We start from the raw sequence: 21,937 nt of genomic DNA, 5'->3' as shown, positions 1-21,937 counted from the left end.
GGATTTGATTAATCCAATTATGGATAAATAGCATGCTTGATCTGAATGATCTGGCGATGTTCGTCCAAGTCGTCCGCGCCGGCAGCTTCTCCGAGGCGGCGCGGCGTCTGGGCATGCCGCCAAACACGCTGAGCCGACGCATCGATCAACTCGAAGGGCAACTCGGCACACGTCTATTGCATCGCTCGACTCGCAAACTCGCGCCGAGCACGGAAGGTCAGGCGCTGTTCGAGCGCTATGCGCCAGCGCTTGACCAGATCCTCGAGATCGGGCAACTCCATGCAGACGAGCAGGCACCGTCCGGCTCGGTTCGCGTCACCGCGATGGCCGGCCTGTTCGCATTCTTCCGCATGGAATGGTTGGTCGAGTTCTACGGGCGCTATCCACACATCAGCATCGACTTCCTGCTCGACGATACGCCGACCGATCTGATCGCCGAGCGCATCGACCTGGCCTTGCGCATGGGCATCGAGACCCGTAGTGGCCTTAAGGTGCGTCGGCTGGCGCCGAGTGCAATGATCCTCGCAGCGAGTCCGGCCTATCTGGAACGGCGCGCTGCACCACGCACGCTGCGTGAACTGGCCGAACACGACTGTCTGACGATTTCCAATCGCCAGGGTCGCAACACGTGGCGTCTGCAGGGTCCACGCGGTAGTCAGGAAGTGTCGATCAACAGCCGGTTCGCGGTCAACGACATGCGAGTGCTGGCGCAGGCTTGTATAGCTGGACTGGGCATTGCGTTGCTGCCGCAGTTAATAGCCGAGCCAATCATCGCGCAGGGGAAACTGGCACGCGTGCTGCCGACCTATCGGCGTGCCAGCAGCGACCTCGGCCTGCAGCTCGTCTACACGAGCCGCCCACCGGTGCCGCCCGCAGTAGCGGTCTTCGCCGAGTTTCTTTTGGAGAAGCTGGACAAAGCGATGACAAATCCCTCACGGAACCCTGCCAGCCGATAAGTTCGTCACCTAACCCCAAGGCGGGCGAAGCGTAAGAGCCGGTTCACCGCCGAACAGATCATCGCGCGCTCATGTCACCACCACGTCCATGGAAGCTTCAAATTCATTACGGGTATAGCGTCCACGTAATGCAGACCATAAATAAGTTTTACTTTCCGATTTTCCGTCGCGCCGCCATTGTGTGAGCCAGACAGCCAGTCTATAGCCACAATTCATGCGCTGCGCAGCCGCATCCATGGGAAACGTGGTTATCTCTTCGGACGACCATTTCTTAAGATTCCTTAAGAAATCGTTCGTTGATCGTCGTCGTTCAGGAGCGGGATAAATTTCAGTACTCGAGCCGATCCCTGGACCGACGGCCAGGCCAATAAACGGAAAGGAGACGAATCGATGGAAAAGCGCATGATGACCTTGATGTTGCTCGCTGCGGCCGCATTGGCCGGCTGCGGAGGTGGAGATAACGTCAGCGCACCGACACCGCCAAAGCTACTGGCGAACATCGCCGTGCCCAATGCTTCGAGCCCACCATTCAGTTTCGACATCAGCTACGTCGAGGCCGGCAAGTACTTTCTCGCCGACCGCAATAACAAAGCAGTCGATGTCGTAGACACCCAATCGAACACGTTGATCGCACAGATCCCGGGGCCATTCATCGGTGCCGGCGCCACGACAGACGAGTCCGGTCCAGACGGAATTGTAGGTATCACCGGCACGAACACGATCTATGTCGGCGACGTCGACTCAGTTAAAGTGATCGATACAGCTGCGCAAAAGACGGTCAACACAATCGTCATCAGTAATTCCGGATCGCGCGTCGATGAGGGCTGCTACGATCCTGACGATCATCTTGTGATGTTCGCAAGCCCCGGAGACTCGCCGCCGTTCGTCACGTTGATTTCCACGCTGACACAAAAGGCGGTGGCAAAGCTTCCTTTCAACGGCTCGTCGGGGCTCGAAGCGTGCACCTATGATCCTGCCTCGAAGAGCTTTTTGATCAACAATGACGGGACGTCCGCCAATCCCGATGGCGAGCTCGATGTCATCACCGCCAGCTCCGCGGTAGCGGGAAGTCCTTTTGTCAGCAAGTCGTTTCCACTAGGGAAGTGCGGACCGGCGGGAATCGTGCTCGGCCCGAATAACGACGTGCTCGTTGGATGCGATCCGCCGGCGGGCGACCCGCTCATCACGCTGATCCTCGATCGTGCGAGTGGCGCAATTCAAGCCAGCCTGCCATTTGGCGGGGTGGACCAGGTCAGTTACGATCCGGCTTCCAACCGCTATTTCCTCCCGGCCCGGCACTACGTCACGAGCGGTACCGCTGCAGCGTCGGGATTTAGCCCACAGATGGCCGTCATCGATGGCGCCTCACGGCAGTTGCTCTTTAAGATTCCGGTGGGCACAGGGGCGCATTCTGTCGCCATCGACAGCACGCTTGGGCAAGCTTATGTGCCGTTCCAGGCCGGCGCGGCAGGATTCCCCAACGGCGGAATCTCAGTGTTCTCGACTCACTAGTCTTTCCGATGTGAGTCATAGGCCAGCGGGCCGGATTGGATGACGATTGCCACAGACACGTTTCGACACTGGTTGGATGGGCGGCTCCCACCAAACGCTCCACGATCCGGTGGGTTACGGGTCTGGAGCGCCGGTGGTGACTGTCTTTCATCGTAGCTGGAACGGTCGATCGCAGGCGCATCCTACATGGCTCACCTTGGCCGCGCTCAGGCAGATGATGAGCGTCCCAGACCGTTAAGGGTTGTTCGGCGCCTGCCCTTGTCTGCTGCCGTGCGAGCGTACAAGGAAGCATGCGGGTAGGCGCTGGACAAGCAATCAGACCACTACTCGATCCTTGTCGTGGAACTGCTGCATCCAGTATGGATAGGGAAGCTGCGGCTGCGAAACCTGATTCAGACGTTCGGTCTGCGCTGCGCTAAACGCGATTTGCTGAGCGTCGAGGTTAGCGCTCAGTTGGTCGGGCGTGCGCGCGCCTACGATGACGGAACAGACTTCACGGCGCGCCATAATCCAGGCCAATGCCACCTGAGCCGGCGACGCGTTCAATTCCGTAGCGATGTCGCGCAATACATGCACGATAGGATCCGCCTTCGCGGGATCGATCGGCGGAAAATTCAGCCTGGTTCGACGCCCGGTTTCGCCGCTGCCTCCCTGCATGTACTTGCCGCTCAGGTACCCGCCCGCGAGCGGACTCCACACCAGAAGCGCAACATCATTCGCCTTTGCCACGGGCGCGATCTCATGCTCGACGTCGCGGCTCGTCAGCGCATAGTGAACCTGATTGCTGACGATGCGGGCCCCATGCGTACAGTTGGTCATTCCCTGTGCACGCTCCAGATCGCCCGCGCTGAAATTGCACACGCCGATGTGCCTCACCTTTCCCTGCGTGACAAGATCATCCAGCGCGCGAAGCGTTTCTTCGAGCGGCACGAGTTCGTCACGGTCGTGCAACTGAAAAAGGTCGATATGGTCGCGGCCGATACGCCGGAGGCTCCTTTCCACCGACCGCATGATGTGCGAGCGGCCGAGCCCGATGTCGTTGTGGCCAGCTCCTGTGCGCAGCCGAACTTTGGTCGCGACCAACATGCGCGACTCGTCGAGTCCAAGGTCAGTCAACGCCTGACCAACGACCACTTCGGACTGCCCTTGCGAATAGGCGTCAGCCGTATCGATCAGGTTGATACCCTGCTCGACGGCGATCGCGACAAGCCGAGTGGCCTGGGCGCCGTCGAGGCCGGCAATTTCGCCCCAGATTCCGGTACCGGCACCAAAGGTCATCGCGCCAAGACAAAAACGGGAAATGCGCAGGCCTGACCTGCCGAGTGTGCTGTATTCCATAGCGAACCCCTTGATATGAATCCCTTGATGAACGACGAGCGGAAAGCACCCGGCGACGCGGCATCCTGCACGCGTCACCGGGTGTGCCCGCGTTAGCCCGCCTGCGAGACGAGGCCTCGCAAGACCGTTTCCAGCTCCACCTCGCCCTTGACGATGTGGGCTTCATCGCCTTCGAAGGCAATGAAGCCTTCATTGAACCCGTCGATCATGCGCATACGGGGCAACGGGTCCTTCGTACCTTGGGACCGGAACAGCTCGCCCCATGTTTCGCGCGGCACAACCTCCGCACGAACCGGACGGCCGAGCACCTGGGCCAATGCCTCGGCCAGATCGTTCGGGGTCACACGGTGCGGCCCCTCCAGCTCGACCACACGCACGCCGCGCCAGGTTTGTTGAAGCAGTTGTCCGGCAACGCGACCCACATCCGCGGTCGCGACCATCGGAACGGCCTTGTCGAGCGGCTGCAGAAAGCTGGGGATCACCCCCGTGTCCCGGGCCGGCGCCACGTCCCATGCGGCGTTTTCCATGAACCAGCCGGGACGCAGGAATGTCACGGGCATCGGTAACTCGCGAAGCGCCTGCTCCATCAGCGTACGTTGCGTAAGCAGATTGATCTCGGTGGCCTGCGCGCCGATCGTCGACAGGCAGACAACCTTGCCAGGCGCCGCCGACTGCAGCGCCCCACGCACGGCGTCAATGACAGCACGTGCCTCGGGAAAGCCCGGCGACGGATCGAACTCGGACGGCGGCAGAATGAAGACGCCTTGCGTGCCCTCGAAAGCGGCGGTCAGGGACGCCACATCGTCCATGTCGGCTGTCACCACTTCACACCCGCGCTCAGCCCACGAACGTGCCCGAGCGGCATCGCGTACAACCGCGCGTACCGGCTGGCCCGCTTCGAGCAACGTGCGCGCCACCGCGCCGCCGACCTTTCCTGTTATCCCTGTGATTGCATACATTGCAGTTTCTCCTTGCTTATTGCGTAGATAGAAGTGTCACGATCTGTGATTGGCACTCAGGCGTGCTGCAGCCCGCGATACAGCCCCTGCTCGAACTGTCCATACAGGTCCACCACCCGTGGGTCGTAGAACGGCAGGATCTGCGTGAACAGCGTGCCGGCCACCTTCCTGACCGGATCGACCCAGAAATAGCTGTTCAGCAGTCCCGCCCAGCTGATGCTGCCCGCGCTGCGGCCATGCGGACCCGGCTGTGTGTTGATGTCGAAGGAGAGCCCCCACTTGTGAGGCATCCCTGGAAACTGGTCGAAGCAGTTCGACCACGCCGGCTGCGCCGTCTTCATTTCGGTTACCTGAAGATCTCCGATGTGGTTCTGGAACATCGCCGCAACGGTATCGGCACGCAGGACCCGCTCGCCGCGGTACGTGCCTCCGTTCACAAGCATCTGTAGGAGCGCCATGTAATCGCGCGGCGTGCTGAATGCGCCGCCACCGCCCATAAAGAACTCCGGCCGCTGGTTGATCTCGAACGGAGCGGGCTTGAGCGATCCGTCGGGTTGCCGGTTGTACATCGTCGCCACGCGCCGCTTCTGCGCGCTGCTGATCAGAAAGCCCGAATTGCTCATGCCGAGCGGCGCGAAAATGCGCTCCCGGAAGTAGACCTCCAGCGACTGATCGGTCACGGCCTCGACAAGCTTGCCGACCCAGTCCATCCCGATGCCGTACTGCCAGCGTTCGCCAGGTTCGAACTCCAGCGGCGCCTTGAACGCGCCGTTCATCGAGTAGCCAATATCCGGCATGCCGGTCACTTTTTCGTACCGGCTGATGTTTTCGCTCCAGATGCTGTACGTGAAGCCGGACGTGTGAGTCAGCAGATGACGCACCGTGATTGTGTTTCGCGCGGGACGTAGCTTCGGCTGTCCGGATGCATCGAAGCCCTCCAGCACTTGCGGGGACTTCAGCTCCGGGAGAATGTCGCCCGCGGGTTGATCGAGCGAGAGCTTGCCTTGCTCGATGAGCTGCATACAGGCCGTTGCTGTGATCGCCTTGGTCATCGATAGCAGCCAGAACACCGTGTCGGGCGTCATTGCCGTACCGGTCTGGGGATCGGCATGGCCAGATGCGCCCTCGTAGATGAGCCCGCGCTGCGTAGCGCCCATCGCCACCACACCGGCTACCGTGCCGTTGTCGACGGCCTGCCGCAGGGAAAGGTCAATCGCAGCAAAGGCAGGGTTGCGGACCAGAACACGATGACGCTCCTGATGAACCTCCGCAGCCTCTGTTCCGATGCTAGTCAATCCGCCCACTGCGGCGACCGCCAGGAGGCCGGAGGCCCGCTTCAACAGGTCGCGGCGGGTGAGTTGAACGGTCATCTCCTACTCCTTGGAATTGGAATGAACAATGATTGGTGTGACGCGCCGATCAGCGATGTGCGTAAAGCGAGTTGAACGGTGCATTCACGGGGGCCGCCCCTGCGGTGACGCGGTTGCCCGAGGCTGACGAACCGCTGTGTACACCGCCCATGCCGCTGGCGACGTTCGACTCGGCACCCTTCTGCGAGGCCACCGCTGCTTCGGCTGCCTGAATGTCGGCGGGGTAATGCGGATCATTGGCGCGGCCGGGCCGGTAGCCCACGCTTTCCAGTTGGACGAGCTCTGCGCGCACCTGCGCACGAGTGACGGTCGAGCCGGATTCCTGAGCGTATCCAGCGACCGGAAAGGCGATGGCGGCTGCGACGGCAAGTGCGAGATAACGGGTATTCATGGCAATGCTCCTTTGGATCGTTGCGGTCGAAACAGACCGTTGGGATGCATTGTGGGCAAACGCGACGAGAAACTAAATGACACGAATGACACTTGAGAGATGACTAACAGTTACTAATGAGTCATAGTGCGGTTTTTGAAGCACTGTGCGGGGAGCGCCAATGAGATCGTCCAGCGAGAATCTCTCCAGCGGTATCAGCGTATTTGCGGCCGTCGTCGATGCGGGGACGTTCGCAGCCGCGTCCGAAGTGATGGGTATGTCTCCACCCGGAGTTAGTCGGGCAATCGCCCGACTCGAAAGGCGGCTGAAAATACGGCTCTTCAATCGGACGACCCGCGCCGTTTCGCTTACCGAAGAGGGTCGACGGTTCTACGAGCAGGTCATGCCGCACTTACGGGGCATGGAGGAAGCGGCCGCAGCCGCGTCAGGAGGCTCCGCGACAGTGCGCGGGAAGCTGCGAATCAATCTTGATCCGGCTTTTTTGCGAATCGTTCTGGGCCCGAAGCTCGACGAATTCATGGATGCGCATCCTGAACTTGAACTCGAGTTCATTGCGAGAGATCAGCTTGGCGACCTCATCGTGGACGGCTTCGATCTGGCCTTGCGATTTGGCGAACCTCGCTCATCCAGTCTGATTGCGCGAAAGCTTCTGGACACCGCAGTTGTCACCGTCGCAGCACCCTCGTACCTCGCTCGCCGGGGGCGGCCAGCGGAGCCTCAAGAGCTGGGTCGCGGGGTGCACCGGTGCCTCGAATTCCGGAACCCGGAAACCGGAAAGCCGTATCCGTGGGAGTTTCATCGCAAGCGCAAAAAGCTGGTTGTCGAAACGAATGGACGGCTTACGGTGAACGATCCGAGCGCACTCCTCAACGCGTGCCTGGCCGGCTCCGGCGTCGCGCAGATGCTTCTGCTCGGAGCGGAACCCCTGATCCGGGAGGGGCGGCTCGTCAACCTGTTCCCAGACTGGCCTGATGAGCGCTTCCCGCTCTATGCGTACCATCCATCGCGGCACCACACGCCGGCCAAAACAAGGGTATTCCTTGACTTCATCGTCGCTTTGACGAGTACGAGTTAGCCAGTCGAATTAGGCGGGTCTTTGAGATTCAGTGCGAATCTGGAACGATGCTGACGTCGACTGTTGAGGTAGTGCTTATCGCGCAACAAGGTTATTCTTCGATACACCACACTACCCCGGAGCGTCCCATGCAGACAGTCCGTCGTTTCGCGTTCGTTGCGTTGGCATGCAGTGTCATCGGTTTGTCCCATTCATCGAACGCCTCGGCTGATTCTGCCGGTCCGCAACGAAGCCCCATGCAGGTTGTCTCGTTCGGGGACAGCCTTTCGGACGTTGGCACCTACGCGTACGCCCGGCAATTCGGCGGCGGCACCTACACCACTAATCCGGGCGCTATCTCCGTACAGGTTATCGCGCAACATTATGGGTCGGGCCTCACGCCCGCGTTGACGGGTGGCTTCGGGCAACCGAGCGTCGTTCATCCGGAAGGATTTGGCTACGCCCAAGGGGGCGCCCGGGTCGCAGGGCCGCCGAACCCCGGCGATGCAACGGGCGACACCGGCGAGTTACAGACTCCACTCACCTCACAGGTGGCCGCCTATCTTCATTCGCATACACGCTTCACCGGCCAGCAACTCGTACTGATGCAAGGCGGGGCCAACGACGTTCAGGATGCCTATGGCGCATGGGCGGGAATGGTTGCGAACGGCGGCGATCCGGGCGCCTCTTTGCAGGCGGTGCTACCTTCGCTGAGACAGGCAGCGCAACAATTCGCGGGATTGGTGCATAACGTGCAGCAACACGGCGCCACTCATATCGTTGTCCAAAACGTACCGGACATCAGCAAGGCGCCGATCGCGAACCTTCTCGACCAACAACTGCCGGGCTCCTCAAAAGTGCTTCGGCGTCTGGCCCAGGTATTCAACACCGCGCTGGATGACGCGCTCCCCTCATCGCCGGCCGTGCTGCGGATCGACGCGTTCAGGTTCATTGATGAAGTATCGGCGAATTATCGCCAACGTGGTTTTCGCTTCGACGGCAGCATCGGCACCAACGTAGCATGCGCGCCGGCAAACCTGCCCCCGGCATTTCAAGCCGATGACACCAGCGCGCTTTTCTGCTCGCGCTCGACGTATGTCTCCCCCGATGCTGACAACATCTACATGTTCGCCGACGCTTATCATCCGACGACTCACCTGCAAAAACTCATAGCGGACTACGTCGTGGTCCGGATCGACGCGTGGTTGCACGGATAGCTCATTGCCCTAGCCCTTCGTTGCCCCGGCGAGGCCCGTCAGCGTTCATGGAAGTCGCTTCGCCCCGACTGCCGTGCTCATAATATTTCACGAGAGTAGTGGTTATTGTGGTGAACCCGTAAGGCGGTAGTCTGGGGTCCGTCAAGGCATGGAAGGAAATGCGACGATCCTCGCACCAGCGTTCAAATGCAAGTGCGTGCTGCGCCAGTTGGCATACGTAGCTGAGCGCGTATTGCTGCTTGATCAGCGAGCCAACGAACTCTACAAGGGGTTCCGCAGTTGCGCTTCGGACGGCGCGGACCAGCGCGTCCGCGTTCTCGTAAGAATGTTCCACGAGCTTCTCCTTTCAGGCAATGTGCCTACAAGGGAGAATGCCAATGTCTAGCGACCATGCCGCAAATCCAGTATGGGCTGACGCTTCCACCAATCACGGGACATAGTTCAGCGCGGGACATAGTCCAGTTTGGTATGGCCGAGGAGCAATTGCACCGCCCTGAGATTCTTGGTACGCCGGTAGATCAGCGACGCCTTGGTGCGGCGCATGGTGTGCGTTCCATAGGCTGCATCATCAAGTCCAATTGACGCGACCCAACGATGTACGACACGCGCATATTGCCGTGTTGAAATATGTGGCGACTCGTGAATTCGGCTGGGAAAGAGAAAATCCGAACCCGCCAGCTTCGCTACCTTGATCCATGCCTCGACGCTTTCGCGGGTTTGCTCGGTGATTTCGAACTGAACCGGCCGTTGCGTTTTCTGCTGCATGACAGTTGCCCGCGGCGAAACATGTTGGCCGTGACATACGTCAAGGACCCGCAGCTTGGTCAGATCGCAAGCTCTCAACTTGCTATCGATTGCCAAGTTGAACATCGCAAGGTCGCGAGGCTACCTGGATAGCTGGAGCCGGACACGAATCGCCCAGATTTCCGGCAGTTTGAGTGGAGGTTTCTGCCCTGTGAGCTTACCCTTGTTCCACGGCACTCTCGCCGTACGAGTGACTTTAGCGGTTTCCACAATCCTCTCCTTTCACGTGAAGGGAGGATTAGTCTGCGCCAGATGCCAACGGTCACTACCCGTTAAGGGTTATTCGACGCCTGCCAACACGCGCAGAGACACCGTCTCATTCCTGTGGCCGATGGCAGGCATCGAATAACCCTTAACGATCTCTGTCCACCACAGCGGCCGCCTTACGGCACCGATTCCACTTCGCACATGACGGTGAAAGACTGTTCCGCATCGTCCAACCCCTACCTCGTATACCTTACCGTCCAACCTTCCGCTGCGCCATGTATGCAAGATAAGCGACGATCAGATCGATCTCGCGATCGCTCAGTTGATCCGGCGGGAAAGCGGGCATGGTCCGACCGGGCCAGTCTCGAACCGATGCCGGATTGCGAATGTAGCGGTGCAATGCAGCGGGCTGGAAGTACTCGACTGGATTCATCGGCACGTTGAGGTCGGGGCCGGTGTCCGCGCTGCCCGCGTGGTTGAGCCGATGACAGGCGAGACACTGAGTGATGAACAGGCTTTGGCCCGCGCGGACCGGGTCGGTTGCCGGCAGCGCCGGATCGACGCCGAGCACCGGCCAACGCGCGGCTGGAGACGGTTGCGTAGCAAGTTGCGCGATCTGGTAAGGCCACTGCTCGCTGCGCACGGATGCCGCTTCCCTGCCGACCCAGACCAGGTAGAACGGTCCCGCGCTGACCGGTTTGCCCGGCAGTTTCGGCCACGGCTGCGCCGGGTCCTCGACCGCGAGCCATGCGACGGCTGTCGCAGGATCACGGTTGCGCACGAGGTCCATCGGCAGTTGCGCGACGAAGCCGTCGGTCGCACGTGCCTCGAGCACGCTGTCCGCAGGTAGCGCCGCACCGCCGAGCAGGTCGGCTAGCGGCACTGCGCGGTAGGTCGTCGAAGTACCGTAGGCGACATCTCGCGGAACGTGAATCTCGGCGGCATCCGGGCGCGCCAGCAACGCCCCTTGGCTAAACGACTGGATCTTGCCGCCTATCCTGAGTTCAATCATGGGCTGCGCGGCCGCGCAATGCCCGATCACGCCAAGCGTCAGCAGCAAAACCGCAAACAACACGCGTTTCGACATGTGTCCTCCGTGCATTGTTGTTGCCGGCGACGTCGGCGGCAACATCGTCAAAGCTGCCGGGAAAGATAAGCCGCCAATTCATTCGGCACCGTTGAGCGGATTATGTCAGCAGTGGTGAATCGCAGGTAGCGCGCGCCGTCTGTGCGAGCCGATAGGCGCATGGAGCCGTGGGTTGCGAATCCCGTCACGGGTCTATATGAATATTGAATCTGCGCTGCGGTCATCCGCGCAAACTCTCTGCCTTCCGGTGGACACAATGGACTAAGGTCCAATATCGGCATTTCCTCCTGCCTCGTAGTCTATTGTCTGGGGAGTGCGCTTACCGGTCGTCGCCCCGGCCTTTTGAAAGAAAGAAATCCGACGCTGCGCAGATGTCGTCGGGCGTCAATGGCCGTGGAGGCAACGGCGCTTTCAGACCCAAAAGGCGAACATCGATGAGTAGCCCGACGCGCCGGCTAGCCTTGGCTGTCAACGCTCTGCTGGGTAAAGCGAGGGGGCGATGCGGCCAGTCCGTCCCAGGCAACGCCCGTCTGGTTGCTCTCCTGACCGTCGCGCGGCTGTTGCTGGTCGGCGCAACCATGACGGCTGCGTTGGCGCAAGGGGAGCCTCCCGGCGTTCGTTCAAACGCTGACTTGACCATCGAACAGGTACGACGCACAGCCCGGGAAGCAGAGGCCCGCAAGGACATCGACGTGCCCACCAAGGCACGCATAGCCGAGCTGTCCCGCGTCGCGCTCGCGGATCTGGAGCGTGTACCCGAGCTGCGTGCCCAGGCGGAGAACTATCGTCAGTTGATGCGCGATGCGCCGGACCAGATTCGTGACCTGGAGCGGACGCTGGAAAAACTGCGCTCTGAATCATACCAGGTGGTTGCCGGCCCTTCGAGTTCCGGCGGCACGCTCAATGAGCTGGAGCAGGCGCTGGCCCAGGCTGAGACTCGCCAGGCCGCGGCGCGCGCCGAACTCGCGGAGCTAGACCTGGAAATTGAACGTGTCGACACGGAGCCTGCGCAGTTGCGAAACACGCAGCGCGAGGCGCAAGCCGGTCTGGAGCGGTTGCGCGAAGACATCCAGAATGCTGCAGGTGCGTCACGTCAGACGTTGCTCGCACAGACTGAGTTACAGGCGAAGCGGGCCGCGCTGCTGGTTCGCCAGGCTGAGGCTGAAGTCTTGCGCGACCGCATCGATGCGCAACCTGTGTTGGCGCGTCTAGCGCAACTGCGGCAGGCAGTTATTCGGGCGCAATTGCAGCGCGGCGATACTGACCTGAAGCAGCTGGTGGCGCTGGTCGATCAACGTCGAGTAGATGACGCACGGCGGGCCGAGGAGGACGCGGCCGAGCGCCAACGGCAGTTGGTGAGCCGCAGTCCCTCCTTGAGTCGATTGGCGGCAGCCAATGTGCAAACCTCTGCACAGCTTGCCGGGACGGCCAAGGAAATCGAGTCATTACGGCAAGCTCGCGATCAGCGCGCTGCAGAGGCGCAGAACCTGGAGGTCGATTTTCAGCGTGCGCGCCTGCGTCTGGAGCGCAGTAAGCTCACGGAATCAATGGCCCGGGTCCTCGCGGAGCGCGCTGCCGCGCTGCCTGAAGCGGAGCAGTTCCGTCGTGCGCGCGGCGAACGGGCGCGGGCCGCCGAGTCGATCGCCGCGGCTGCCTTCCAGGTCGAGCGTGAGCAACGTCACCTCGCAAACCCGGACCTGGAGCTCGACACCATCATGCGCAACGAGGCTGCGCGCACGCAGCCGGCCGAAGTGGTGACCCTGCGCGACGAGGCTGGTGTCCTGATTGCTGACCGCAAGGAACTGCTTGATCGGCTATCGACTTCGCAGCGAACCTATCTGAACACGCTGGACGAACTTGTCACTGCGGAGGACCAGCTCCTGAGCACGGCGCAAGACTATCGCAGCCTGATCGACAAAGCGTTGTTCTGGGTGCCTGTGGCCCCCCTGTCCGAACGGTCCTTCAGTGATCTGCCGCAGGCGCTGCTGCTGCTGGCCTCGCCAGAGGGCTGGCGCGAGGTGGGCGAAACCATTGAGGCCCAGGCGCAGCAACGCTCGCTGCAAGTGCTGGTCCTGTCTGGCGCGGTGCTCGCCATCGTTGCCGCGCGAAAGCGGCTGCTTGCGCGGCTGCAGCGCCTGGACGAGTGCAAGGATGCGGCGGGCGATCGCAACGTTGCTGCCACCGTGCAGGCCCTTGGGACAACCCTGCTTGTCGTCGCGCCGCTGCCGCTGGCGATCTGGACGATCGGCAACCTGATCGTCGCCTCGTCCACGGCTTCGGAATTTGCCAATGCCATCGGCGAGGGGCTCGGCCTGACTGCCTGGGGTGTACTCGTAGGGATGTTCTTCTCGAGGCTGTTTCGTCGAGATGGCATTGCCGAGCGGCATTTCGGACGCGACGCCCGATCAGTGCGTGTGTTGCGCCGCGCATCGCGCGTGTTCACGTTCCTCGTGGTGCCGCTTGGCTTCGTTAACCTGAGCGCGTCCCACTTCGATGATCCCATCGTGCGGGCCTCGCTGGGGCGGCTAAGCCATATGCTGGCGCTTATCGTATGCACTGCAGTGATCAGCCTGACCTTCCGGCCGGGTGGCCCCGTTCTGACGCGGAATTTCGGTCCAGGCGCAGAGGACCGGGGCGCGATAGTGAAATATGCCGCCTACGTGTTCGCCTGTATGGTGCCGCTATCACTAGCGGTACTGTCAGCGGTTGGCTTTTACGATGCTGCGCAGGTCTTCGGCCGGCTCACGCTGATCAGTTGCCTGACTGCGGCAGCGATCGCGCTGTTCCATACGCTAGCAGCGCGCTGGTTGCGCAACCAGCGCGACGAGCTTGAGCGTGCGCGGACTCAAGGCAAGGATCGCGCGGTAGAAGTCGTCATCGACGGCGTGCGCAAAAACCTGGATCGACCTGACCTTGCGTCGATCGGAGCCCAGGCGACGCGGCTGTTGCGGGCCTTATCCGCGATACTGCTGCTGATTGGCGTGCTGGTGGTCTGGCGCGGCGCATTGCCGGGCTTGAGCCTGCTGAACGAGATTTCTCTCTGGACCTATGCCGATGTCGAGGAGGGCCAAACGGTCGAGCGCGCCGTCACCCTCGGGGGCGTGATGCTGGCCCTGTCGATAGGGTTTGTCGCAGTCATTGCGGTCAAAAACATCGGGGGCTTCCTTGAAATTGCGTTTCCGGAGCGGGTGCAGCTGTCAGGCGGCAGCCGCTATGCCATCAGGACCGTGGCCCGCTACGTCATTGTGGGTGGGGCGGTGATGACGGTGTTCAGTGTGCTGGGTGGCAACTGGTCCCGGATTCAGTGGCTGGTCGCGGCCATGGGCGTAGGCCTCGGCTTCGGCCTGCAAGAGATTTTCGCGAATTTCGTCTCCGGTTTGATCATATTGTTTGAGCGGCCGATCCGCATCGGCGATACCGTCACTGTCGCAGACGTGACCGGCGTCGTGACCCGTGTGCAGGCGCGTGCCACGACAGTGACCGACTTCGATCGCAAGGAGGTGGTGATACCGAACAAGACCGTCATCACCGAACGAGTGACCAACTGGACTCTGAGCGATCCCGTCACGCGGGTCGTGCTGAAGGTCGGCGTCGCCTATGGATCCGATACCGCGGCCACCTGCGAATTAATCCTGAAAGCTGTGCACTCAGTGCCCTACGTCCTCGCGGATCCCGCCCCCAGCGCATTCTTCCTCGCTTTCGGTGACAGTTCCCTCGATTTTGAGGCGCGTTTCTTTGTCGAGGGCGTGAATCAACGAATTCCCGCCAGCCACGACGTGCTCACGGCGATCGAACGTGAGTTGCGGCAAGCGGGAATTGAAATTCCGTTCCCGCAGCGTGACGTTCATCTCAAGTCCGCACTCCCGGCGCTTGCGGCGCACGACGCGGTACCGCGCGCGGAGGACGGAGCTGCTACGGACGGTACGGCCGCGCGCAAATCATCCACCTGATTCGCGTGGTGGCAAACCGGGCCACGTTTACCCGTAAATTGGCAGCAGCAGGAACAGCTTGATGACGATCGCATTCGCGATGTCGATAAAGAATGCGCCCACCATCGGCACGACCAGAAAGGCAAGATGGGATGGACCGAACCGATCCGTGATGGCCTGCATGTTGGCGATCGCAGTCGGCGTAGCCCCCAGACCGAAACCGCAGTGCCCGGCAGCCAGCACCGCCGCGTCATAGTTGCGCCCCATGACCCGAAAGGTGACGAAAATAGCGTATCCAGCCATAGCGATCGCCTGCACGACCAGGACTGCGAGAAGCGGTAGTGCAAGTGAGGCAAGGTCCCCCAGGCGCAAGCTCATCAACGCAATCGCGAGAAATAGCCCGAGGCTGACATTGCCGAGCAGGGACACCGCGCGTTCGAAGACCTGATACCAGCCTAACGCGGCGAGTCCGTTGCGCAGAACGACGCCCACGAACAATACACACACGAATGCGGGTAGCTCGAAAGCCGTGCCGTTCAACCACGATGCAAGCGTCGAGCCGACGGCGAGGCAAACGGCTATCAGCGCCACTGTTTCGATGACAGCGTCGACCGTGATCAGCCGGACAGCTTTGGGTTGCTCGAAACCAGTCACGGCTTCGGCATCGGGTTCCGCTTTGGGGACAAGGCCGTAGCGCGTGATCAGGAAACGCGCGACCGGGCCGCCGATCAATCCCCCGAGTATCAGGCCGAACGTGGCGCAGGCAATCGCGATTTCCGTCGCCGCTTTGAGCCCATGGCGCTCGGCAAACACCTTGGCCCACGCCGCGCCGGTGCCATGACCACCTGAGAGGGTCACCGACGCCCCGAGCAGGCCGAGAATGCGCTCCTGCCCCAACACCCAGGCAAGGCCGATGCCGAGCGCGTCCTGCATCACGAGCAAGCCGACCACGGCACCGAGAAAGACAATCAGGGAACGCCCGCCCGCTTTCAGGCTGGCCAGGTCTGCGTTGAGACCGATGGTGGCAAAGAAAGAAAGCATCAGCGGCGCCTGAAGTGCCGTGTCGAAGCGCACGTCGATGCTTAAGGTACTGCGTAACGCAAAAGCCAGCAGTGCTACAAGTAACCCGCCGATCACCGGTTCGGGGATGCTGTAAGTCCGCAGTACGCGTACCCGGGCAAGGATCTGCCGCCCGAGTAGCAGAACGAGGGACGCGGCCATCAGCGTTTCCAGCGTGTCGAGGCTCATGATGCCCATCCATACCTGAACGAACGGCTAGTTAGTCCCGTTCGATGAGGTTGTTCCCGCATGACCCCGCACGAACCTGAGAAGGAGATAGCCCATCACGCCCGACAGCGTTGAGCCCGTGATCACGCCCAGCCGGACGGGAGTGAAATATTCGGGACCTTCGAAAGCGAGAGAGCCGATGAACAGACTCATGGTGAAGCCGACACCACACAGTGCAGCGACGCCAAGCAACTGAGGCCAGTTAGCGCCCTCGGGTAGCCTTGCGAGACCGAGCCCAACCAGCACGGCGCTCGCCCCGCAAATGCCGACGAGCTTTCCTACGAAAAGACCTGCGGCGATGCCAAGCGGCAGCGGCTCTGCCAGCGCCGTGAGTGTCACGCCAGCGAACGAGACGCCGGCATTGGCAAAAGCAAAGATCGGCAAAACGGCGAAGGCCACCCAGGGGTGGAGTCCATGTTCCAGCTGGTGAAGCGGAGAGTCGCCTTGCGCGTCCTTCGTCCTCAACGGCACGGCGAAAGCGAGCGCAACGCCTGCGAGCGTTGCGTGAACGCCGGACTTCAGCACGCATACCCACAAGATCACGCCGACAATAACGTAAGGTGCAATTCGTGTAATTTTCAGCAGGTTCAAGGCAACCAGCACGGCAATTGCCACGGCCGCGAAAAGGAGCATCGGGATGGAAAGATCGGCTGTGTAAAACAGCGCGATGATGACGATCGCGCCCAGATCGTCGGCGATCGCCACAGCAGTGAGGAATATTTTCAGCGACACCGGCACCCGGTTGCCGAGCAGCGAAAGAATGCCGAGCGCAAATGCAATGTCTGTGGCCGTTGGAATGGCCCAGCCATTCAAGGCCGCGCCCTGCCCACGGTTGATAAGGAAGTAGATGAGTGCGGGCACTACCATTCCGCCGACTCCTGCGACGACGGGCAGCACGACCTGTGCGAGCGTGGAAAGCTCTCCTTCAATGACCTCGCGTTTGACCTCCAGTCCGACGAGGAGAAAGAAGATGGCCATCAACCCGTCGTTGATCCACAGTAGCAGCGGCTTCGCAACGATTAGCGATCCAAAGCGCACCTCCACGGGGATCTTCAGCAGATCGTCGTACGCGTGTTGAAGCGGCGAGTTGCTGCAGACCAACGCGAGTACTGCGGTGGCCATGAGCAGCAGTCCGCCCGCCGATTCCAGTCTGAGGAACTCGGAGATCCCATCGGCCGCCTTGCGAATCGCGTTGTCGATCACGATGCCCGTCCGTTGTCAGCGCATGAACTCGTGAAGGTATCCGGGTCGCACGGTCAGCTATGGTGGCATGGGGCTGTCCCGCGACTGCTTCTGGAACAACCCAGAACACATGGTATTTTTAATGAAATTCACAGGCTATTGGCCTTTGGTCCTATATAGGGAGACATCTCACCGCCCATCACCTACAGTGAAAATCATCGATACCTGACGCGATGGCTGTGTATCATCAGCCGCCCACCGCATAGGGCTTAACTCGCCGAATCCCACCAGAGCCGTAAAGATCATGCAAGCCGCACATGTGCTGTTGCCCGACGCGCTGGTAGTGCTCGCGATCGTGATCGCCTCCCGGGTGGGAGACTTCTGCTCCGAGGCAACGAACCGGCGTCTTACTTACCTCATCGCGCTCCTGTCGTCGGCCGCGGCGAGCGTGGGGTTCGCGATCCAATCATTCGACTCGCAGCAATACTATTTCTTCTCGCGGATGATCGTGATCGATTCATTCGCCAGCGTGATGAAGGCGACCGTGTCGCTTGGCTTCGCTGTCTCGCTCGTCTATTCGCGTAGATATCTCGAAGATCGCGACATGTTCCGCGACCACGTGTTCCTGCTCGGCATGTTCTCGCTGCTCGGCCAGCTGATCATGATTTCGGGCAACCACTTCCTGATGCTGTACCTCGGTCTCGAACTGATGTCGCTGTCGCTGTACGCCATGGTCGCGTTGCGCCGCGACGTCGCGCAATCGAGCGAAGCGGCGATGAAGTACTACGTGCTTGGCGCACTGGCTACGGGTTTCCTGCTGTACGGCATCTCGATGCTCTACGGCGCGACGGGCTCGCTCGAACTGAACGAGGTGCTGAAGGCGGTTGCTTCGGGCCGCATCAACGATGCCGTGCTGTTGTTTGGCGTGATTTTCATCGTCGCAGGCGTTGCATTCAAGATGGGCGCGGTACCGTTCCATATGTGGGTGCCGGACGTCTATCAGGGCGCGCCGACCGCAATGACGCTCTTCGTCGGCGGCGGTCCGAAGGTCGCGGCGTTCGCGTGGGGCCTGCGCTTCCTCGTGATGGGTCTGCTGCCGCTCGCAGTCAGCTGGCAGGGAATGCTCGTGATTCTGGCGGCGCTGTCGATGGTCGTCGGCAACATTACCGGCATCGTCCAGCCCAACGTCAAGCGGATGCTCGCGTACTCGGCCATTGCGAACATGGGGTTCGTGCTGCTGGGCCTGCTGGCGGGAGTTGTCGACGGCAAGACCGGAGGTGCGGCCAGCGCGTACGGTTCGGCGACGTTCTACAGCATCGTGTATCTCGTTACGACGACAGGCACGTTCGGCGTGATCATGCTGCTGGCGCGCCGCGATTTCGAAGCGGATACGCTCGAGGACTTCAAGGGCCTGAATCAACGCAGCCCGGTGTTCGCGTTCGTGATGATGGTGATGATGTTCTCGCTCGCCGGCATTCCGCCGACGGTGGGCTTCTACGCGAAGCTCGCGGTGCTCGAAGCCACGATGAACGCCGGACTGACATGGCTCGCGGTGCTGGCCGTGATTACGTCGCTGGTCGGCGCGTTCTACTACCTGCGCATCGTCAAGCTGATGTACTTCGACGCACCGCAGGACACGACGCCGCTCTCGGCCGGCGCCGGCAACCGCACACTGCTTGCGCTGAACGGCGTGGCCGTGCTGGTGCTCGGTATCGTTCCGGGTCCGCTGATGACAGTCTGCCTGCAGGCGATCTCGCATACACTGCCGCGCTGATTTCGGTGGCAGGCTGATTCCGCTTCGCCGGCTCGAGCCCGAGCACTCTGCCGCCTTCAAGTCACCGGGACGTCCCGGATTCACCGGCTTGTTCAGCACATCCATAGGCGATAGAAGACGGGGAGCAGCGATGTTGCGATACGTTTTCTATCATGAGCCAGTGAGCTATGAAAACGTTGCTACCCACGCGGCCGACAAATCGGTCCACCGGACGGGCGACCGGACGCGGTGTCCGCATGCATTTCATGCCTAACTCAGTTGGCGACGAGCCGAGATGTCTCACGAACTCTATATCCAGGTACTTAGCGCGATGTTCCTGTTCTGGAATGGGGCGCGCATCCTGACGTACCTGCCGACCATCGGCAAACTCCTCGCGAGGGAAGCAGACGTGCGCAGCCACAGTCTGCTCAGTTGGGGAAGCTGGGCGCTCAGCAATGGCACGTTCGCACTCATGCTCCTCGAAATGAGCCGGGGAATTCCGAATGGGATGTTCTGGATGAATCTGGCCAACACGCTAATGTGCGTGATCGTTTCGCTCATCATTCTCTTCAGGAGGTTCCCTCGGCTGTACACAAGTGTGAGCAAAGTCTATCGAAAGATCAGACGAAATGAGCCGAGGGCTAGCGCCGTGTCCGGACAGCCGGGGTTGCTGCATCTGGGTGCAGGCAGCCTGGCTGTGGGCGCCAATCTTGCAGTTGATCCAGTAGCGGCCGCACCGCCTACACGGTTCGGACGCCCCGAGCTTTGGGTTGCGTCGGCAAGCGCACTGGCCTTCGGGGTCGTGGGTGCCGTCACGTATGATGTCTGGCCCAACCATGATCAGAGCGCAGACGTCGAATCGAAGGCGAGCACACAGCAGGTGCTCGGGATAACCGGACCGATATCACCGACGCAACAGCTGTCTTCGTCCGGTCCGGTCACACCATCAACCGCACCTCCTGCTCGCGCAACCACAATCGCCCGTACCGAACTCGCCCCGCCTACGCCTTCAACTTCGTTCGAACGCCGCGCGGCACCTTCCCGGGGTTCCGCTGTACCGCGGCCACCTACAGGGCGGCCTGGCAAAGCGGGCAACGGCGCGCTCCAGAATCGCGGGAATTGGGCTTCGCACTTTGTGGCGAGTGTGCGACAGGCGCTCGGCATCACCCGATCGACATCGCCCAAGCGACAGACGTCTTCGCCCGGTCGCGGTGCGCCATCATCGTCGGCTTCTTCTCGTGGAACTGCGGTTTCCCGTGCTGAGATCGCCCGGCACGCACCTTCCCCTCCGTTCGATCACGGCGCCGCGCCTTACCGGGATTTCGCTGCACCGCCGCTTGCTATGGGGCGGCTTGGTCGTGCAGACGATTTTGCCACGCAGGATCGCCTCCGTTCGGCGCGGCACGTTCCGGTGTATGAAGCGCCGCCAACCGTCGTCTTTGAAGCGGCTCCCGTCGTATATGAGGGACCCCCAGTCGTGTATCAGGAGCCTCCCGTCGTGTACGCGCAAGCGCCCGTTGCCTACGGCCACAGATATGAGGACGACTACAGGGACCGCCGTCAATGGCACGACAATGGCTGGCACAAAGGCTGGAAACATCGTCAGCATGAGGACGACGACGATTAATGCCGGCCTCCCCAGCAAACTGCCTGCGCGTACGCTAGCTGGTACCTTGACCTCCAGGAATTTATGCTTGTGGCTCTAGTGCAACGCCGACGAAAATCGACGGGCGCTCCAGCTGCTTCAACCTGGAAACGCGGTGAGGCAAAAGAATTCTGCTCGAGAAACGGGTGGAGAATCACGCTCGATAGATCGTCTGCGAATGCTGAGTTAAAGGCCAATTTGGTGGTCGAGCGGCACGCGTGATATGATCGCGACACTTTCAAAACGCCCTCGCGGTTCGCCGCGAGGGCGTTTCTTTTTGGTTTCCAACCCCAAAAAGGAACACGTTGAAATGATCTCACATGACTCCCTGACCCAAGCGTCGACTTCGGGTTTAGGCTACGAGCAACACGGAGCCGGACCTGAATGCGTGCTCGTCATGCATGACTGGCTTGGCGACCACACGAGCTACGAATCCGTCATGCCCTACCTCGATGGGGCGGCCTTTACCTACGTTTTTGTGGACCTGCGCGGGTATGGAAAATCCATCCATATGCGCGGCGACTATAACGTCCAGGAGATTGCCGCTGATTGTCTGAAACTCGCTGATAAGCTTGGCTGGCATCGTTTTCATCTGATCGGTCATTCGATGACCGGAATGGCGACACAACGCATCGCGGCCGACGCACCCGATCGTATCAAGAGTGCGATTGCCGTATGTCCTATCTCTGCCGCCGGTAATCAGTTGAACGAGGAGGCGTTGCGTTTCTTCTCAAGCACGTGCGAAAACGACGACGCGTTCCGCCGGCTAGTCAGGTTTGTGACGGGTGGCCTTTCAGATCAGTGGGCCAACGTGAAGCTGCGCCAGAACCGCGAAAGGGTCGCGCCTGAATGCCGCTCGGGTTACCTGGAAATGTTATCCACGACTCACTTTGTCGAGGATGTTCGCGGACTGGAAACCCCTTATCTGCTCATCATTGGCGAGAAGGATCCGGGACTCGATGAGCATGCAATGAAGAACACATTTCTTGCATGGCACCCCAATGCAAAATTATTAAAAATTCCTAACTGTGGGCACTATCCCATGCAGGAGTGCCCGCCGTACTTTGCGATGGTCATAGAGAACTTCTTGCGCACTCAGGTCCGCTGATTGGCGACGCAGTCCTGGGATATCGCGGGGCCGCGTCGTTTTCTGGATTGCCGTGATGCCGGGCTGGCAACCGTCAACTCATTCGCCCGGCACCCTCACCCACCCTTCCATCAGCACCCGCGCACTCCGGCTCATGAT

14 protein-coding genes and 1 pseudogene are annotated in these 21,937 nt (G+C 60.8%); 7 read left to right on the top strand and 8 right to left on the bottom strand.

Annotation, left to right across the window (positions count from 1 at the left end; genetic code table 11):
- The first annotated feature begins 32 nt into the window (after nucleotides 1-32).
- The gene (locus GNZ12_RS13530) at nucleotides 33-956 is read left to right on the top strand and encodes a LysR family transcriptional regulator (protein WP_172310800.1); all 924 of its coding nucleotides are present in this window, start codon (nucleotides 33-35) and stop codon (nucleotides 954-956) included.
- A gap of 390 nt (nucleotides 957-1,346) precedes the next feature.
- The gene (locus tag GNZ12_RS13525) at nucleotides 1,347-2,468 is read left to right on the top strand and encodes a YncE family protein (RefSeq protein ID WP_172310799.1); all 1,122 of its coding nucleotides are present in this window, start codon (nucleotides 1,347-1,349) and stop codon (nucleotides 2,466-2,468) included.
- A 315-nt stretch (nucleotides 2,469-2,783) separates the two neighbouring features.
- Here GNZ12_RS13525 and GNZ12_RS13520 read toward each other — a convergent pair whose 3' ends face one another.
- The 4 genes from GNZ12_RS13520 to GNZ12_RS13505 form a co-directional block, all read right to left on the bottom strand.
- On the bottom strand, nucleotides 2,784-3,806 hold the full coding sequence (locus GNZ12_RS13520; protein WP_172310798.1) for an aldo/keto reductase: 1,023 nt from the start codon (nucleotides 3,804-3,806) through the stop codon (nucleotides 2,784-2,786).
- 92 nt (nucleotides 3,807-3,898) lie between these two features.
- Nucleotides 3,899-4,765 (bottom strand): NmrA family NAD(P)-binding protein, encoded by an 867-nt coding sequence (locus GNZ12_RS13515; RefSeq protein ID WP_172310797.1) that lies wholly within the window; start codon nucleotides 4,763-4,765, stop codon nucleotides 3,899-3,901.
- A 56-nt stretch (nucleotides 4,766-4,821) separates the two neighbouring features.
- Entirely contained in the window at nucleotides 4,822-6,135 is a 1,314-nt protein-coding gene (locus GNZ12_RS13510; RefSeq protein ID WP_172310796.1) for a serine hydrolase domain-containing protein, read from the bottom strand.
- A 49-nt stretch (nucleotides 6,136-6,184) separates the two neighbouring features.
- Nucleotides 6,185-6,526 carry a DUF4148 domain-containing protein gene (locus GNZ12_RS13505; RefSeq protein WP_172310795.1) on the bottom strand — a complete coding sequence of 114 codons (342 nt, stop codon included), beginning with the start codon at nucleotides 6,524-6,526 and terminating at the stop codon, nucleotides 6,185-6,187.
- A 160-nt stretch (nucleotides 6,527-6,686) separates the two neighbouring features.
- Between GNZ12_RS13505 and GNZ12_RS13500 the strand changes: the two genes are divergently transcribed.
- Together GNZ12_RS13500 and GNZ12_RS13495 are read left to right on the top strand one after the other, a co-directional pair.
- Nucleotides 6,687-7,601: a LysR family transcriptional regulator gene (locus tag GNZ12_RS13500; protein WP_172310794.1), complete on the top strand. Its 915-nt coding sequence runs from the start codon at nucleotides 6,687-6,689 to the stop codon at nucleotides 7,599-7,601.
- Between the two features lie 236 nt (nucleotides 7,602-7,837).
- Nucleotides 7,838-8,797 carry an SGNH/GDSL hydrolase family protein gene (locus GNZ12_RS13495; protein WP_235993719.1) on the top strand — a complete coding sequence of 320 codons (960 nt, stop codon included), beginning with the start codon at nucleotides 7,838-7,840 and terminating at the stop codon, nucleotides 8,795-8,797.
- 441 nt (nucleotides 8,798-9,238) lie between these two features.
- On the opposite strand, the pseudogene GNZ12_RS13490 reads toward GNZ12_RS13495, so the two are convergent.
- A pseudogene (locus GNZ12_RS13490) lies at nucleotides 9,239-9,811 on the bottom strand (tyrosine-type recombinase/integrase).
- Nucleotides 9,812-10,058: 247 nt separating this feature from the next.
- Nucleotides 10,059-10,895: a c-type cytochrome gene (locus GNZ12_RS13485; RefSeq protein WP_172310793.1), complete on the bottom strand. Its 837-nt coding sequence runs from the start codon at nucleotides 10,893-10,895 to the stop codon at nucleotides 10,059-10,061.
- 434 nt (nucleotides 10,896-11,329) lie between these two features.
- Here GNZ12_RS13485 and GNZ12_RS13480 point away from each other — a divergent pair, with 434 nt between their 5' ends.
- Nucleotides 11,330-14,845: a mechanosensitive ion channel domain-containing protein gene (locus tag GNZ12_RS13480; RefSeq protein WP_172310792.1), complete on the top strand. Its 3,516-nt coding sequence runs from the start codon at nucleotides 11,330-11,332 to the stop codon at nucleotides 14,843-14,845.
- A gap of 27 nt (nucleotides 14,846-14,872) precedes the next feature.
- Here GNZ12_RS13480 and gltS read toward each other — a convergent pair whose 3' ends face one another.
- Both gltS and nhaA read right to left on the bottom strand, forming a co-directional pair.
- Complete coding sequence (gene gltS, locus GNZ12_RS13475) at nucleotides 14,873-16,072, bottom strand: sodium/glutamate symporter (protein WP_216673205.1); 1,200 nt, start codon at nucleotides 16,070-16,072, stop codon at nucleotides 14,873-14,875.
- Nucleotides 16,073-16,099: 27 nt separating this feature from the next.
- Complete coding sequence (gene nhaA, locus GNZ12_RS13470) at nucleotides 16,100-17,317, bottom strand: Na+/H+ antiporter NhaA (protein ID WP_172310820.1); 1,218 nt, start codon at nucleotides 17,315-17,317, stop codon at nucleotides 16,100-16,102.
- Between the two features lie 280 nt (nucleotides 17,318-17,597).
- Between nhaA and nuoN the strand changes: the two genes are divergently transcribed.
- Both nuoN and GNZ12_RS13460 read left to right on the top strand, forming a co-directional pair.
- Nucleotides 17,598-19,067: an NADH-quinone oxidoreductase subunit NuoN gene (gene nuoN, locus GNZ12_RS13465; RefSeq protein ID WP_172310791.1), complete on the top strand. Its 1,470-nt coding sequence runs from the start codon at nucleotides 17,598-17,600 to the stop codon at nucleotides 19,065-19,067.
- A 1,847-nt stretch (nucleotides 19,068-20,914) separates the two neighbouring features.
- Nucleotides 20,915-21,799: an alpha/beta fold hydrolase gene (locus GNZ12_RS13460; RefSeq protein ID WP_235993718.1), complete on the top strand. Its 885-nt coding sequence runs from the start codon at nucleotides 20,915-20,917 to the stop codon at nucleotides 21,797-21,799.
- Nucleotides 21,800-21,937 lie beyond the last annotated feature (138 nt).

The organism is Paraburkholderia solitsugae, assembly GCF_013177695.1.
In the GTDB taxonomy this organism is placed as follows: domain Bacteria; phylum Pseudomonadota; class Gammaproteobacteria; order Burkholderiales; family Burkholderiaceae; genus Paraburkholderia; species Paraburkholderia solitsugae.
This window is presented reverse-complemented; position numbering and strand designations above follow the sequence as displayed.

Excerpts from the sequence above, each read along its gene's own strand:
- GNZ12_RS13520 (WP_172310798.1), bottom strand. The coding sequence starts at position 3,806 with ATGGAATACAGCACACTCGGCAGGTCAGGCCTGCGCATTTCCCGTTTT.
- nuoN (WP_172310791.1), top strand. The coding sequence starts at position 17,598 with ATGCAAGCCGCACATGTGCTGTTGCCCGACGCGCTGGTAGTGCTCGCG.
- GNZ12_RS13460 (WP_235993718.1), top strand. The coding sequence starts at position 20,915 with ATGATCGCGACACTTTCAAAACGCCCTCGCGGTTCGCCGCGAGGGCGT.
- GNZ12_RS13510 (WP_172310796.1), bottom strand. The coding sequence starts at position 6,135 with ATGACCGTTCAACTCACCCGCCGCGACCTGTTGAAGCGGGCCTCCGGC.
- GNZ12_RS13485 (WP_172310793.1), bottom strand. The coding sequence starts at position 10,895 with ATGTCGAAACGCGTGTTGTTTGCGGTTTTGCTGCTGACGCTTGGCGTG.
- gltS (WP_216673205.1), bottom strand. The coding sequence starts at position 16,072 with ATGAGCCTCGACACGCTGGAAACGCTGATGGCCGCGTCCCTCGTTCTG.
- GNZ12_RS13530 (WP_172310800.1), top strand. The coding sequence starts at position 33 with ATGCTTGATCTGAATGATCTGGCGATGTTCGTCCAAGTCGTCCGCGCC.
- GNZ12_RS13505 (WP_172310795.1), bottom strand. The coding sequence starts at position 6,526 with ATGAATACCCGTTATCTCGCACTTGCCGTCGCAGCCGCCATCGCCTTT.
- GNZ12_RS13525 (WP_172310799.1), top strand. The coding sequence starts at position 1,347 with ATGGAAAAGCGCATGATGACCTTGATGTTGCTCGCTGCGGCCGCATTG.
- GNZ12_RS13500 (WP_172310794.1), top strand. The coding sequence starts at position 6,687 with ATGAGATCGTCCAGCGAGAATCTCTCCAGCGGTATCAGCGTATTTGCG.
- GNZ12_RS13480 (WP_172310792.1), top strand. The coding sequence starts at position 11,330 with ATGAGTAGCCCGACGCGCCGGCTAGCCTTGGCTGTCAACGCTCTGCTG.
- GNZ12_RS13495 (WP_235993719.1), top strand. The coding sequence starts at position 7,838 with ATGCAGGTTGTCTCGTTCGGGGACAGCCTTTCGGACGTTGGCACCTAC.
- GNZ12_RS13515 (WP_172310797.1), bottom strand. The coding sequence starts at position 4,765 with ATGTATGCAATCACAGGGATAACAGGAAAGGTCGGCGGCGCGGTGGCG.